The sequence below is a fragment of the Streptomyces sp. NPDC058796 genome (assembly GCF_042745235.1).
Lineage (GTDB): Bacteria > Actinomycetota > Actinomycetes > Streptomycetales > Streptomycetaceae > Streptomyces.
This window is the reverse complement of the sequence record NZ_JBHYOP010000004.1, coordinates 1-14729: the sequence shown is the minus strand read 5'-3', so window position 1 is coordinate 14729 and position 14729 is coordinate 1. Positions and strand designations below refer to the sequence as shown.

The following is a 14729-nucleotide window of genomic DNA, read 5'->3' as shown; positions in this document are numbered from 1 at the left end:
CGTCCGAGACGCCCCGCCACGCCCAACAGGCACGGGCGTCCACCGCAGTCCACCGAACCGGGGCCCGTACCTCGATGTCCGTGCACAGCCACACGGCAGCCCAGCAAGACCTCGCTGCCACACCTGAGTTCCCGCGTCACGTCGTGACCGCGGTCCTCGTCGCCCACGACGGAGCCCGCTGGCTGCCCGACGCGCTCACCGGGCTGCTCGGCCAGGAGCGCCCCGTCCAGTACGCCGTCGCCGCCGACACCGGCAGCGCCGACGACTCCGCCCGGCTGGTCACCGAAGCCCTCGGCGACGGCCACGTGCTCCACCTCGCCCGGCGCACCGGCTTCGGCCAGGCCGTCGAGGAGGCCGCCCGCATCGCGCCCGTCCTCACCCCGGAGGACCTGCCGTACCTGAAGCGGCCGAGCGGCTGGGACCCCGTCACCCGCACGTGGCGCGACGACGCCTACGACATGCCGGAGCTTCCCCACGGAGAACCGGTCCAGTGGCTGTGGCTGCTGCACGACGACTGCGCCCCCGAACCGGACGCCCTGGCCCAGCTGCTGCGCGTCGTGGACAACGAGTACGAACTCGGCCGCGACGACGTCGCCGTCGTCGGCCCCAAGCTCCGCGGCTGGTACGACCGCAGGCAGCTGCTGGAGGTCGGCGTCTCCATCGCCAACTCCGGCCGCCGCTGGACCGGCCTGGACCGCCGCGAGCAGGACCAGGGCCAGCACGACCACGTGCGGTCCGTCCTGTCGGTGTCGTCCGCGGGCATGCTGATCCGGCGTGACGTCTTCGAACGGCTCGGCGGGTTCGACCGCCGGCTGCCTCTGATGCGCGACGACGTCGACCTGTGCTGGCGTGCCAACGCCGCCGGACTCCGCGTCCTCGTCGCCCCCGAGGCGGTCGTACGCCACGCCGAGGCGGCCTCCCGCGAGCGCCGCACCGTCGACTGCGCGGGCCGCACCACCGCCTCCCCGCACAAGGTGGACAAGGCGGGCGCCGTCCACACCCTTCTCGTCAACACCCGCACCGCCGCCCTGCCCTGGGTGCTGCTGCGCCTCGTCCTCGGCACCCTGCTGCGCACCCTCGCCTACCTCGTCGGCAAGGTCCCCGGCCAGGCGCTCGACGAGATCCGCGGCCTGCTCGGCGTCCTGCTGCGACCCGAGCGCATCCTCGCCGGACGGCGCGAACGCGGCCGCCCGCAGGTCGAGAAGGACGAACTGCGCCCCCTCTTCCCGCCGCCCGGCGCGACCATCCGCGTCACCGTCGAACAGGTCGCCGGCAACCTCGTGGGCGCCTCCGACGCCGAGGCGGCCGCGGGCGCCGGACGGCACGGCGGCGCCATCGAGTCCGGCCCCGGCGGCGACGACGCCGACTTCCTCGAGGTCGAGCAGTTCTCCCGCCTCAAGCGCATCGCCCGCAAGCCCGGCCCGGTGCTCTTCCTGATCCTGCTGTTCGTCTCCCTGGCCGCCTGCCGCGCCCTGTTCGGCGGCGGCGCACTGGCGGGCGGCGCCCTGCTGCCCGCCCCGGCAGGCGCCGGCGAGCTGTGGTCGCGGTACGCGGACGCCTGGCACACCGTGGGCACCGGCGGCACCGCCTCCGCGCCGCCCTACCTCGCGATCGTCGCCACGCTCGCCTCCCTGCTGCTCGGCTCGGCCGGCCTCGCGGTCACCCTGCTGCTGGTCTGCTCCGTGCCCCTGGCCGGCGCCACCGCGTACTTCGCCTCCCGCCCGCTGGTGCCCTCCCGGCTGCTGCGCGCGTGGGCGGCCGTCGCCTACGCCTTCCTGCCCGCCGCCACCGGCGCCCTGGCCGGCGGCCGCGTCGGCACCGCCGTCCTCGCCGTGCTGCTCCCGCTCATCGCCCGCGCGGGCGCCGCCGCGGCCGGACTGACGGGCTCCTCCGGTACCCGCGGAAGCTGGCGCGCCACCTGGGCGTACGCCCTGCTGCTGACGATCACCACCGCCTTCACGCCCGTCGTGTGGCCCATCGCGCTGCTCCTCGGAGCCGGCGTCCTGGTGCTGCGCCGCGGCGACATCACGGCGTACGGGCCGCGCTTCCTGGCCCAGCTCGGCACCCCCCTGCTGCTCCTCGCCCCCTGGTCCCTGTCGCTGCTGCCGTTCGGCTTCTTCGACGAGGCGGGGCTCGAGTACGGCGCCTCGGCCGCCTCCGCCCTCGACCTGCTCGGCGCGAGCCCCGGCGGCCCCGGCACGGTCGGCGGGCTGGTCCTCATCGGCATCGTGCTGGCCGCGCTCGCCGCCCTGCTGCGCTCGGAGCGGCAGCCGGCCATCCGCACCGCCTGGGCCGTCGCCCTGGTCGCCCTGGTCTTCGCGGTCTTGTCCAACCGCTCCGCCTGGGCCGGCCCCGCCACCCTCGTCTACGGCATCGCCCTCCTGACCGCCGCGGCACTGGGCGCCGACGGGGCCCGCTTCCGCGTGGCGGAGCAGAGCTTCGGCTGGCGCCAGCCGGTCGCCGCGCTGATCGCCCTCGCCTCGGCCGTCGGCCCGCTGATCGCCGCCGCCGGCTGGATGATCGGGGGCGCCGACGGCCCCCTGGAGCGCCGCGACCCCACCCAGGTGCCGGCGTTCGTCGCCGAGGAGAGCCGCACCCGAGACCAGGCCCGCACCCTCGTCCTCGACAGCGACTCCGCGGCCCACGTGAGCTACATGCTGGTCCGCGGCTCCGGTGCCCGCCTCGGCGACGGCGAAGTGGCCGCCGGTGACGGCGGGAACAGCCGCCTCGACAAGGTCGTCGCCAACCTGGTGGCCGGTTCCGGCGCCGACCAGGCCGACCAGCTCGGCGGCTTCGCCGTGCGCTACGTCCTCGTCCACAAGGGCGCGCCCCGCGAGGTCACCCGAGTCCTGGACGCCACGCCCGGCCTGAGCCGGCTCAGCCAGCAGGACGGCAGCGGGCTGTGGCGGGTGGACCAAGAGGTGGCGCGCGCGACCATCGTCTCCGGCGCGGGCACCGAGGACGGCTCCGGCGACGGTAACCGTGCCGGTGCCGGTGAGCCGCAGCCCGTCGCGGCCGGCCCCGTCGAGATCCACACCGAGGTCCCGTCCGGCCCCGAGGGCCGCGTGCTGCGCCTCGCCGACACCGCCGCAGACGGCTGGACGGCCACCCTGGACGGCAAGCCGCTCACCCGCACCACGGTCGACGGCTGGGCCCAGGGCTTCGAACTCCCCGGCTCCGGGGGGAAGCTGGACGTCACCTACGACGGTCCCCTCACCCACACCCTCTGGTTGTGGGCCCAGGGCCTCCTCGCCGTCGTCCTGGTCGTCCTCGCCCTGCCCGGCAGGCGCCGTGACGTCGACGACGACCTGCCCGACGAGCCGCTCGTCCCGGCCCAGGCCGTCGAGGGCGAGGGGCGCCGGGCCCGGCGGCTGCGGGCCCAGGCGGAGGCGGAGACGGCGGCCGATGCGGCGGACGGTGACGGGGCCGTGCCGCCCGTCGAGGCCCCGGTGCCCGTTCCGCAGCAGCAGAACTACGGCGACTGGGACCAGGCGGCGTACGCCCCGGCCGAGTACGGCTCCTACGGCGCGTACGGCGGCGGGCGACACCCGAGCGCCCAGGAGCAGTACGACGCGGGCGTCTACGGACGGCAGGCGTACCAAGGGGACCCCTACCAGGCGGACGCCTACCCGAGCGGTCAGGGCGGTCCCGGTGGCACGGGCGGCCAGGGCGGCGGGTTCGCGGCGGGGCAGTACGACCCGTACGCCTACGGCGATCCCTCCGGCCCGTCCCAGGCCGGCGCGTACGACCCCGCCTACGGCCAGGCATACGGCCAGGGCGGATACGACACGCCGTACGACCCCTCCCAGCCCCACCACCCCCACGGCACCGGCAATGAGCGTCCCGACGGGAGCCAGCAGTGAAGCGCACCACCCTGTCCCTGTTCGCGGGCGCCGCGGCGCTCACCGCCGTCACCGGGTTCGCGGCCGTCTCCGCACCGGACGACACCGGCGCGGACACCGCCGGGCCGGCCGCCGTACTGCCCGTGGAGCGCACCAGCCTGCTCTGCCCGGCGCCCAGCAACTCCGACCTCGCCGAGACGTCGTACACCTCCTTCACGCCCGTCACCAAGGGCGCCGACGAGAAGGGCACGGCCGCGCTCGAGGCGGCGACGGCCGAGTCGGAGGACGAGAAGGAAGACAACACCGGGGAGGAGAAGGAGGGCAAGGAGGACAAGGGCGAGAAGCCGGGGGGCAAGGCGGACAAGCCCGTCGTGCAGCCCGAGGAACCCGGCACGCCCGCCGCCGGCAAGGCCTCCGGTGCCGACACGCCCGCGCTGATCGGCACCGCCGAGGGAAGTCACGCCCCCGGCTGGACCGTTCAGCAGACCACCGAGGTCGCCGCCGGGACGGGCCGCGGACTGCTGGGCCTCAACTGCACGGCGCCGGACACGGAGTTCTGGTTCCCGGGCGCCAGCACGGCGGCCGGCCGTACCGACTACGTGCACCTCACCAACCCCGACGACTCCGCGGCCGTCGTCGACATCGAGCTGTACGGCAAGGACGGCGCCCTGAAGTCCACGGTGGGGGAGGGCATCACCGTTCCGCCGAACTCCAGCGAGTCCCTCCTGCTGTCCACGCTCAGTGACGAGGAGCAGACCGACGTGACCGTGCACGTCGGCGTGCGCAGCGGCCGGCTCGGGGCCGCGGTGCAGGCCCTGGACGACAAGACCGGCGGCGACTGGCTGACCGCCGCCGCGGACCCGGCGGGCGAGTTGGTGCTGCCGGGCATCCCCAAGGACGCCACAGCCGTCCGCCTGGTGCTGTTCACTCCCGGTGGCAGCGACGCGGACCTGAAGGTGCGGCTCGCCTCGCCGTCCGGGACGATCACGCCCGCCGGGCACGAGACCGTGCACGTCAAGGCGGGCATGACGACCGGCGTCGACCTCGGCGAGGTCACGCGCGGCGAGGCCGGTTCGCTGGTCCTGACGCCGACGAGCGGGTCCGTGCCGGTCGTGGCCGCGGTCCGGGTCGTGCGGGGCGAGGGCGGCGAGCAGGAGTCGGCGTTCATCCCGGCCTCCGACCCGGTCGGGGCACGCGCGACGGCCGCGGACAACCGCGCCAAGAGCACGACACTGTCCATCACCGCGCCGGAACAGGCCGCGAAGGTCAAGGTCACGGCATCGGCGGGCACCGAGGGCGGCACGACGGCGAGCAAGACGTTCACGATCAAGGGCGGCACGACCCAGAACGTCGAGGCGCCGGTCCCGGCCGGTCTCGAGGGCGCCTACGCCCTGACCGTCGAGACGGTCTCGGGCGGCCCGGCGTACGCCTCACGCACCCTGACCGGCGAGGACGACGACGTGGCGTCCTTCACGGTCCAGACCCTTCCGGACGACCGGGGCATGGTCCCGGTGCCGAAGGCGGAGGAGGACTTGAGAGTCCTGCAGCAGTGACCCGCCCCGCCCCGTCCCGGCTGTGGGCGGCACCGCGCAACGCCGGCCCACCGCACCCGGCCCCGCCCGCCCGCGGCGCGGCTTCCGCTCAATCCTCCCCGTACCGGGGATCCACCGTCTCCGGCGTCAGCCCCAGCAGCTCCGCCACCTGCTCCACGACGACCTCGTGCACCAGCGCCGCCCGCTCGTCCCGCCCCTTGGTCCGGATCTCGACCGGCCGCCGGTACACGACCACCCGCCCCCGCCGCCCGTCCCGCGAGGGCACCGTCCCGCCGAGCGGCACGGCCTCGTCGCTCCACGCCTCCCCGGCCCCGCCGCCGTCCAGTCGCGGCACGTCGAGGACGAGGAAATCGATGTCGGCGAGCTGCGGCCACCGCCGTTCCAGGCGTTCCACGGAGTCCTGCACGAGGTCCGCGAACACCTCGCCGCGGCTCGCGGCGAGCGGTACCTGAGGGGGCGCGATCGGGCCGCGCATGCCCCGGCCGTGGCGATCACGGCTGCGGGGCCCTGGTCGGCGGGCGTCACGGGGCGTCACGGGGTTGTCCATCACTGGTGAAGGGTAGTCCCCGCCGGTTCCGCGCGCCGGACCGCACACGCACACCGGGGCAGCGCCGCAGCCCGCCGCCCGCCCTCCGCGCGGTCTTCCCGTCCGCATGTCGCCGAATGACCATTCCAGCCAAGCTTGGGCTCAATTCGGTATCTCTCGGCGACCGCCAATCTCAAGGCAAATGTCCCGTTCGCCTCGTTTCCTGACCGCTCACCGACCCGTCCGGGATCCCGGACCAGGTCGTCCCCGCAGGTCAATGAGGGACATCCGAAGGGCGGTGTGTCCCGTTTCACACCACGACACGGTGGTGTGACCTGGTGGAGAGTCGTCGCGGCCCGCTCAAGAGTGCGGTACCGTCCAACATCGTGAGCCCTGTACGTCGCTGTTCGCGCACCGCCTGCGGCCGTCCCGCCGTCGCGACGCTGACGTACGTCTACGCCGACTCGACCGCGGTCCTCGGCCCGCTCGCCACCTACGCCGAACCCCACTGCTACGACCTGTGCGCCGAGCACTCCGAGCGCCTCACCGCCCCGCGCGGGTGGGAGGTCGTCCGTCTCCTCGACGGCTCGGCCCCGGCCCGTCCCAGCGGCGACGACCTGGAAGCGCTCGCCAACGCGGTGCGCGAGGCGGCCCGCCCCCAGGAGCGGGCGGCGGAGGCCGGCGGCGGTTCCCGCGCGGCCGACCCGATGGAGGTCGCGCGCCGCGGCCACCTGCGCGTGCTGCGCTCGCCGGACAACTGACGCCACTCCAGTCCCTTCCGCGGCGAACCGTTGCTGCAGATCCGTTTACCGCACACCCATTGACGTCACCTTGTCGCGGACACGACCATTCCGGAAGTCGCGAGAAACCGCTTTCGCATGGCGGAATCCGGGGTGGCGCCCGTGTACGTCCAGGAACTGGAACCCGTCGCCGGTTCGCTCGGCCTGTCCGCGCTGGTGGCGGCCCTGCCCCTGGTGATCGTCCTCGTCCTGCTGGGCGGCGTCCGCATGAAGGCGCACCTGGCGGGCCTCACCGGCCTCCTGGCGGCCGTACTCGTCGCCTGGCTCGCCTACGGCATGCCACTGGACCAGACGGCCTCCAGCGCCGTACAGGGCGCCGTGTTCGGGCTCTTCCCCATCCTGTGGATCGTCGTGAACGCCCTGTGGGTGTACCGCATGACCGTCCGCACCCGGCACTTCGACATCCTCCGCCGCTCCTTCGGACGGCTGTCCGACGACCCGCGCATCCAGGCCCTGGTCGTCGCCTTCTGCTTCGGCGCGCTGCTGGAGGCCCTCGCGGGGTTCGGAGCGCCCGTCGCGATCTGCTCGGTCATGCTCGTCGCGCTCGGCTTCGACCCGGTGCGCGCCGCCGTCGTCTCGCTCGTCGCCAACACCGCCCCGGTCGCCTTCGGCGCGATGGGCACCCCCGTGGTCACGCTGGCCCAGGTCACCGGGCTGCCGCTGGAGGACGTCGCCTCCGTGGTGGGCCGCCAGACGCCCCTGCTGGCCCTCGTCGTGCCGCTGCTGCTGGTCGCCCTGGTGGACGGGCGGCGCGGGCTGCGCGAGACCTGGGTGCCCGCGCTGGCCTGCGGCGTCGCCTTCGCCGTCGCCCAGTTCGTCGCCTCCAACTACGTCTCCCCCCAGCTCGCCGACATCGGCGCCGCCCTCCTCGGCGCCGGCGCCCTGGTCGCGGCGCCTCAGGCCCGCAGGCCCGCCGCCGAGCCCGTACGCACCGCCGTCCTCACCGGCGTACGCAGCGAGGAACTGGACGAGCGGGACCCGCGCCGCGAGGTGGTACGGGCCTACGCGCCCTACGCGCTGATCGTCGGCGTCTTCTCCGTCGCGCAGATCCCGGCGGTCAAGGACTGGCTGGCGCGGGCGACCCAGACGTACGACTGGCCGTTCCTGGACGTCACCGGCCCGGAGGGAAACCCCGTCGGCGGCAACGTCTTCTCGCTGCCGATCGTGTCCACCGGCGGCACGCTCGTGCTGCTCGCCGGTCTCGCGACGGCCGCCGTCCTCGGCGTGCACGCGCGCGTGGCGGCCAAGGAGTGGCTCGCGACGGTGCACGAGCTGCGGTTCGCGATCCTCACCGTGACCTCCGTCCTCGCCCTGGCCCATGTCATGAACCTCTCCGGGCAGGCCGCGACCATCGGCCACTTCGTCGCGGCGGCCGGGGCCGGCCTCGCCTTCCTGTCGCCGGTGCTGGGCTGGTTCGGCGTCGCCGTCTCCGGCTCCGACACCTCCGCCAACGCGCTCTTCGGCGCCCTCCAGGTGACCGCCGCGCGGGAGTCGGGTCTGTCGCCGGAGCTGCTCGCCGCCGCGAACAGTTCGGGCGGCGTGCTCGGCAAGATGATCTCCCCGCAGAACCTCACGATCGCCTGCGCGGCCGTCGGTCTCGCGGGCCGCGAGGGGGACCTGCTGCGCAAGGTGCTGCCCTGGAGCCTGGGCCTGCTGCTGGTGATGTGCCTGATCGTGGTCGGGCAGTCCACGCCGGTCCTGGGCTGGATGCTGCCCTGACCTTCCAGCACCCCACGGCGCCCGGCCGGCGGTTGCGGGTAGTTTGTGGGCTCCGACAGGACTTTCAGGAAGGTTGGCCGTGGCTGCTGATCTGTCGCAGATCGTGAAGGCGTACGACGTACGTGGTGTGGTCCCGGACCAGTGGGACGAGTCGCTGGCCGAGCTGTTCGGCGCGGCCTTCGTCGAGCTGACCGGCGCGAGCGCCATCGTGGTCGGCCACGACATGCGGCCCTCGTCCCCGGGCCTGTCCGGCGCCTTCGCGCGCGGCGCGGCGGCCCGTGGCGCCGACGTCACGGAGATCGGCCTGTGCTCCACCGACCAGCTCTACTACGCGTCCGGCGCGCTGAACCTGCCGGGCGCCATGTTCACGGCCTCGCACAACCCGGCGAGGTACAACGGCATCAAGCTGTGCCGCGCGGGCGCGGCTCCCGTCGGCCAGGACACGGGCCTCGCGGAGATCCGCGCGCTCGTGGAGCGGTGGAGCGAGACCGGCGCCCCCGAGCCGGCCGCGCGCCCCGGCACGGTCACCCGCCGCGACACCCTCGCCGACTACGCGGCCCACCTGCGTTCCCTCGTCGACCTCACCACCATCCGCCCCCTGAAGGTGGTCGTCGACGCGGGCAACGGCATGGGCGGCCACACGGTCCCCTCGGTCTTCACCGGCCTGCCCCTCGACCTCGTGCCGATGTACTTCGAGCTGGACGGCACCTTCCCCAACCACGAGGCCAACCCGCTCGACCCGGCCAACCTCGTCGACCTCCGGAAGCGCGTCCGCGAGGAGGGCGCCGACCTCGGCCTCGCCTTCGACGGCGACGCCGACCGCTGCTTCGTCGTCGACCAGAACGGCGACCCGGTCTCCCCGTCCGCCGTGACCGCCCTGGTGGCCGCCCGCGAGCTCGCCCGCAACGGCGGCCAGGGCACCGTCATCCACAACCTGATCACCTCCTGGTCCGTCCCGGAGGTGGTGCGGGAGAACGGCGGCACGCCCGAACGCACACGCGTGGGCCACTCCTTCATCAAGGCCGAGATGGCCAGGACCGGCGCCATCTTCGGCGGCGAGCACTCCGCGCACTACTACTTCCGCGACTTCTGGAACGCCGACACGGGCATGCTGGCCGCCCTCCACGTCCTCGCCGCCCTCGGCGGCCAGCCGGGTACCCTGTCCGCCCTGGTCGCCCAGTACGACCGCTACGCGGGCTCGGGCGAGATCAACTCCACCGTCGCCGACCAGGCCGGCCGCCTCGCCGCGATCAGGGCCGCCTACGAGGGCCGCGACGACGTCACCCTGGACGACCTCGACGGCCTCACCGTGTCGTCGGCCGACTGGTGGTTCAACGTCCGCCCCTCCAACACCGAGCCCCTGCTCCGCCTGAACGCGGAGGCCCGCGACGAGGCGACGATGACGAAGATCCGCGACGAGGCCCTGACCATCATCCGCGGCTGACGCCACCCCTCAGCTGCGGGCAGTCGTGCCGCTGGGGCGGCACGGATGGGCGCAGCGGCACCCCGCAGCGCCGGGCTGCGCGACCCGCCCCCGGCCCGCACCGACGCCGGGCACCCCGCAGCGCCGGGCCGCATACTCCACCCGGCCCCACGCCGGTGCCCGCCCGACCCGCCCCGCACCCAGGCACCCGCCCCCACACCGGCGGTACCCTGACCAGCACATCCACACAAAACCCAACCGCCCCCGAAGGGAACCCCCATGCCGCTCGAAGCCGGCCTCCTGGAGATCCTCGCCTGCCCGGCCTGCCACGCCCCCCTCAAGGAGCAGGACGCCGAGCTGATCTGCACCGGCCGGGACTGCGGCCTGGCGTACCCGGTGCGCGACGGCATCCCCGTCCTCCTCGTCGACGAGGCCCGCCGCCCCGAGTGACCGACGGCCGGCCGCCATCCGCCGCGCAACCCGAAGAACGCTCCCGGCGATCGGAGACAGCCGCCATGCTCGACGAAACGCTCCTCGACTCCCCGGAGCGCCTCACGGAAGCCGACCGCCGCGGCCTCCTGCGCGGCGCCGCCGAGGCAGGCGCCCGCGTACGCACCGCCGCCCGGCACGCCGCCGAGGCAGGCGTCGGCAACCTCAAGCCCGACGGACGCCCCCGCGCCGTCCTCATCGCCGGCCCCGGCGCCGCCGCCACCCACGCCGCCGACCTCCTCGGCACCCTGGCAGGCGCCGGAAGCCCCGTCACCCGCCTCCCGCCCACCGGCGTGGCCCCCGCCGCCGGCGCCCTGCGCTGGGAGCTGCCCGGCTGGGCCGGCTCGGTCGACCTCCTGCTGATCGCCACCCCCGACGGCACCGAACCGGGGCTCGCCCTGCTCTCCGAACAGGCCTACCGCCGGGGCTGCACGGTCGTCGCCGTCGCCCCCGCCCGCTCCCCGCTCAGCGAGTCGGTGAACGCCTCGCACGGCCTGTTCATCCCCATGGCGACCGCGCCCTACGACCACGACGAACCCCTCGCCGGCGCCGCCCCCGGCGTGCTGTGGGCGCTGCTCACCCCGCTCCTCGCGCTCCTCGACCGCACCGGCCTGCTCGAAGCGCCCCCCGAAGCCGTCGAAAAGGTCGCCGACCGCCTCGACCGCATCGCCGAGCGCTGCGGGCCCGCCATCGTGACCTACAGCAACCCCGCCAAGACCCTGGCGGCCGAGGTCGCCGACTCCCTCCCCGTCATCTGGACCGAGGGCACCTCCGCCGGCCCGGCCGGCCGCCGCTTCGCCGCCGCCCTCGCGGAACTGTCCGGCACCCCGGCCGTCGTCGCCGAACTCCCCGAGGCCCTGGACGCGCACAACGCCCTGCTCGCCGGCCGGCTCGCCGCCGGAGCCGACCCCGACGACTTCTTCCGCGACCGCGTCGAGGACGCACCGGCCCTGCACGCGCGCGTGGTGCTCCTGCGCGACCGCCCCATCGGCGGACTCACCGCCGCCCCGGGCGCCCGCGAACTGGCCCTCGGGCACGACACGCCGATCAGCGAACTGGAACCCGAGGCGGGCGGCGAGCTGGAGACCCTCGCCGAACTGATCGCCATCACGGATTTCGCCGCCGTTTACCTGGCGCTCGCCTCGGGCGCCTGATCTCGTACGCACCACCGCGTACACCTCAGTACGCCAAGGACACGCACCGGCAGAGAGAGCCCATGGACCGCCTCGACAACACCGTCCGCCCCTACGCCTGGGGTTCCACCACCGCGATCCCGGCCCTGCTCGGGACCGAGCCGACCGGCGAACCGCAGGCGGAGATGTGGATGGGCGCCCACCCCGGCGCCCCCTCCCGCACCGGCCGGGGCACCCTCGCCGACGTCGTCGACGCCGACCCCGAGAAGGAACTGGGCGCCGCCTCCGTGGCCAAGTTCGGCCCCCGGCTGCCCTTCCTCCTCAAGCTCCTCGCCGCCGGCGCCCCGCTCTCCCTCCAGGTCCACCCCGACCTGTCGCAGGCCAAGGCCGGCTACGAGGACGAAGAGGGCCGCGGCGTCCCCCTGGACGCCCCGCACCGCAACTACAAGGACGCCAACCACAAGCCCGAACTGATCTGCGCCCTCACCGAGTTCGACGGGCTGTGCGGCTTCCGTCCGCCCGCCGAGACCGCCGACCTCCTCGACGGTCTGGGCATCGACTCCCTCAAGCCCTACGTCGACCTGCTGCGCGCCCACCCCGAGGACGCCGCCCTGCGCGAGGTCCTCACCGCGATCCTGACCGCCGACCCCGAGGACATGTCCCGCACGGTCACCGAGACCGCGGCCGCCTGCGACCGCCTCGGGGGCGCCTACGCGCCCTACGCCGACATCGCCCACCACTACCCGGGCGACCCCGGCGTCCTCGCCGCCCTGCTCCTCAACCACGTCCGGCTCCAGCCCGGCGAGGCCCTCTACCTCGGCGCCGGCATCCCGCACGCCTACCTCGACGGCCTCGGCGTCGAGATCATGGCCAACTCCGACAACGTCCTGCGCTGCGGCCTGACCCCCAAGCACGTCGACGTCCCCGAACTCCTGCGCATCGTCCGCTTCGAGGCCGGCGACCCCGGCGTCCTGCGCCCGGAGGCGTCCCCCGACGGCGAAGAGGTCTACGAGACCCCGATCGACGAGTTCCGCCTGTCCCGGTACGTCCTCCCCGAGGGCGCCGCCGCCCACGACCTCACCCTGCCCGCACCGCAGATCCTGCTCTGCACGGCCGGCACCGTACGGACGGGTGAACACGAACTGACGCCCGGCCGCTCCGTCTTCGTCCCGGCCGGCGAGAAGGCCGAAGTGTCCGGAAACGGCACGCTTTTCCGGGCCACCGTGCGCGTCTGACGGCGACCGACGCCTCGTCGCGAGGCATCCGGCACCGGACTGAGAGGCACCCGACGGGGCATGCGGCACGTCGGGGCCCCGAGGGCTGCAACAATGGCGCACCGCAAAGGAGGGGGCGAAGCCGGTCAACGGCCGCGCCCCCACCGGCGTACGGACGCGAACGAAGCAGACCGGGCAAGTGAAGGCGAAGGGACAACGCGACACATGAGCGCGTCAGGCGGAACCAAGGCGATCGTGGCGGCACTGCTCGCCAACCTCTCGATCGCGGTAGCGAAATTCGTGGCGTTCCTCTTCAGTGGATCGTCGTCGATGCTCGCCGAGTCCGTGCACTCCCTCGCCGACTCCGGCAACCAGGGACTCCTGCTCCTCGGCGGCAAGCGCGCCCAGCGCGCCGCCACCCCGCAGCACCCCTTCGGCTACGGCCGGGAACGCTACATCTACGCCTTCCTCGTCTCCATCGTCCTCTTCTCGGTCGGCGGCATGTTCGCCCTCTACGAGGGCTACGAGAAGATCAAGCACCCGCACGAGATCGAGCACTGGTACTGGCCGGTGGGCGTGCTGGTCTTCGCGATCATCGCCGAGGCCTTCTCCTTCCGGACCGCCATCAAGGAGTCCAACGCCCTGCGCGGGAAGAAGTCCTGGAAGGAGTTCGTCCGCCACGCCAAGGCCCCGGAGCTGCCGGTCGTCCTCCTGGAGGACCTCGGCGCCCTCGTCGGCCTGATCCTCGCCCTCGGCGGCGTCGGAATGGCCCTGCTCACCGGTGACGGCGTCTGGGACGGCATCGGCACCCTGTGCATCGGCGTGCTGCTCATCCTCATCGCCCTGGTCCTGGCCGCCGAGACCAAGTCCCTGCTGCTCGGCGAGGCCGCGGGCACCGAGGCCGTCCAGCAGATCGAGGCCGCGATCGTCGCGGGCGACACCGTCACCGGCGTCATCCACATGCGCACGCTCCACCTCGGCCCCGAGGAACTGCTCGTCGCCGCCAAGATCGCCGTCCGCCACGACGGCACGGCCACCGAGATCGCCTCCGCCATCGACGCCGCCGAGGCCCGCATCCGCGAGGCCGTCCCGATCGCCCGCGTCATCTACCTGGAACCGGACATCTACAGCGAGACCGAGGCCGCCAAGGGCCCGGACCGCGAGGCCACCCCCGGCGGCCCCAGCACACCCCCCGCCGCCCACTGACCTCGCTCCACCTGAGCCACCGGGCCCGCCGATCCACTCGGCGGGCCCGTCGGCGTCCCGACCGGGGGCCGACCCGTCACGCTTCGTGAACGTCCGGAAGTCTTCGGAGGCGGACTGGGGGCGGCGGGCGCCACCGGTGTAGCTTGGGACGGAGCCAGACGTCGCTGCTGATGGCGGTCGGGCGGTCCAGGTGCGGACCGGCCGAGGGAGAGAGGGCCTCCGACGGACTGCGCTGCGCGTACGCGGGCATGCCTGTGTCCTCATTCTGGGCACCCCTGTGTCCGCCGCCGCGCAGGTCAGCCGTACCCACCCTCGACCCAACACGAGGAGCAGCTCGCATGACGACTGTCGACAACCGACAGGACTTCAAGGTCGCCGATCTCTCCCTGGCCGCCTTCGGCCGCAAGGAGATCACCCTGGCCGAGCACGAGATGCCCGGCCTGATGGCGATCCGCAAGGAATACGCCGAGGCCCAGCCCCTCGCCGGCGCCCGCGTCACCGGCTCCCTGCACATGACCGTGCAGACCGCCGTGCTCATCGAGACCCTGGTCGCCCTCGGCGCCGAGGTCCGCTGGGCGTCCTGCAACATCTTCTCCACCCAGGACCACGCCGCCGCCGCCATCGCCGTCGGCCCGAACGGCACGCCCGACAACCCGCAGGGCGTCCCGGTCTTCGCCTGGAAGGGCGAGACCCTGGAGGAGTACTGGTGGTGCACGGAGCAGGCCCTGTCCTGGCCGAACACCCCCACCGGCGGCCCGAACATGATCCTGGACGACGGTGGTGACGCCACCCTCCTGGTCCACAAGGGCGTCGAGTACGAGAAG

General features: G+C 74.0%; 11 protein-coding genes. 10 read left to right on the top strand and 1 reads right to left on the bottom strand.

All coding sequences use genetic code 11. The features are described from left to right. The first annotated feature begins 74 nt into the window (after nt 1-74). Nucleotides 75-3863 (top strand): glycosyltransferase, encoded by a 3789-nt coding sequence (locus ACFW47_RS11930; RefSeq protein WP_386305688.1) that lies wholly within the window; start codon nt 75-77, stop codon nt 3861-3863. Continuing rightward, nucleotides 3860-5395 carry a DUF5719 family protein gene (locus ACFW47_RS11925; RefSeq protein WP_386305687.1) on the top strand — a complete coding sequence of 512 codons (1536 nt, stop codon included), beginning with the start codon at nt 3860-3862 and terminating at the stop codon, nt 5393-5395. The genes ACFW47_RS11930 and ACFW47_RS11925 overlap by 4 nt, the downstream gene beginning before the upstream one ends. Before the next feature lie 88 nt (nt 5396-5483). Here the strand turns inward: ACFW47_RS11925 and ACFW47_RS11920 are convergent, their stop codons facing one another. After that, nucleotides 5484-5870 carry a metallopeptidase family protein gene (locus ACFW47_RS11920; RefSeq protein ID WP_079187566.1) on the bottom strand — a complete coding sequence of 129 codons (387 nt, stop codon included), beginning with the start codon at nt 5868-5870 and terminating at the stop codon, nt 5484-5486. A 389-nt stretch (nt 5871-6259) separates the two neighbouring features. On the opposite strand from ACFW47_RS11920, the gene ACFW47_RS11915 reads away from it, so the two are divergent. The 8 genes from ACFW47_RS11915 to ACFW47_RS11880 all read left to right on the top strand — a co-directional run. Continuing rightward, on the top strand, nt 6260-6682 hold the full coding sequence (locus ACFW47_RS11915) for a DUF3499 domain-containing protein (protein ID WP_386288349.1): 423 nt from the start codon (nt 6260-6262) through the stop codon (nt 6680-6682). 141 nt (nt 6683-6823) lie between these two features. Continuing rightward, nucleotides 6824-8440 carry an L-lactate permease gene (locus ACFW47_RS11910; RefSeq protein ID WP_386305928.1) on the top strand — a complete coding sequence of 539 codons (1617 nt, stop codon included), beginning with the start codon at nt 6824-6826 and terminating at the stop codon, nt 8438-8440. Nucleotides 8441-8519: 79 nt separating this feature from the next. Continuing rightward, nucleotides 8520-9884 carry a phosphomannomutase/phosphoglucomutase gene (locus ACFW47_RS11905; protein WP_386288351.1) on the top strand — a complete coding sequence of 455 codons (1365 nt, stop codon included), beginning with the start codon at nt 8520-8522 and terminating at the stop codon, nt 9882-9884. Between the two features lie 258 nt (nt 9885-10142). Next, nucleotides 10143-10313 (top strand): Trm112 family protein, encoded by a 171-nt coding sequence (locus ACFW47_RS11900; protein ID WP_071828489.1) that lies wholly within the window; start codon nt 10143-10145, stop codon nt 10311-10313. Between the two features lie 65 nt (nt 10314-10378). After that, entirely contained in the window at nt 10379-11506 is a 1128-nt protein-coding gene (locus ACFW47_RS11895; RefSeq protein ID WP_386288353.1) for an SIS domain-containing protein, read from the top strand. 62 nt (nt 11507-11568) lie between these two features. Then, a complete protein-coding gene (gene manA, locus ACFW47_RS11890; protein WP_386288355.1) occupies nt 11569-12720 on the top strand; it encodes a mannose-6-phosphate isomerase, class I in 1152 nt (383 codons plus the stop codon). 204 nt (nt 12721-12924) lie between these two features. Next, nucleotides 12925-13905 (top strand): cation diffusion facilitator family transporter, encoded by a 981-nt coding sequence (locus ACFW47_RS11885; protein ID WP_386288356.1) that lies wholly within the window; start codon nt 12925-12927, stop codon nt 13903-13905. A 338-nt stretch (nt 13906-14243) separates the two neighbouring features. Then, nucleotides 14244-14729 (top strand): adenosylhomocysteinase (locus tag ACFW47_RS11880; RefSeq protein WP_386305685.1); only part of this gene is annotated, 486 nt, incomplete at its 3' end.

What these genes read in the sequence shown, in the direction of transcription:
- ACFW47_RS11930 (WP_386305688.1), top strand. Translation starts at nt 75, where the DNA reads ATGTCCGTGCACAGCCACACGGCAGCCCAGCAAGACCTCGCTGCCACA.
- ACFW47_RS11920 (WP_079187566.1), bottom strand. Translation starts at nt 5,870, where the DNA reads ATGCGCGGCCCGATCGCGCCCCCTCAGGTACCGCTCGCCGCGAGCCGC.
- ACFW47_RS11900 (WP_071828489.1), top strand. Translation starts at nt 10,143, where the DNA reads ATGCCGCTCGAAGCCGGCCTCCTGGAGATCCTCGCCTGCCCGGCCTGC.
- ACFW47_RS11895 (WP_386288353.1), top strand. Translation starts at nt 10,379, where the DNA reads ATGCTCGACGAAACGCTCCTCGACTCCCCGGAGCGCCTCACGGAAGCC.
- manA (WP_386288355.1), top strand. Translation starts at nt 11,569, where the DNA reads ATGGACCGCCTCGACAACACCGTCCGCCCCTACGCCTGGGGTTCCACC.
- ACFW47_RS11885 (WP_386288356.1), top strand. Translation starts at nt 12,925, where the DNA reads ATGAGCGCGTCAGGCGGAACCAAGGCGATCGTGGCGGCACTGCTCGCC.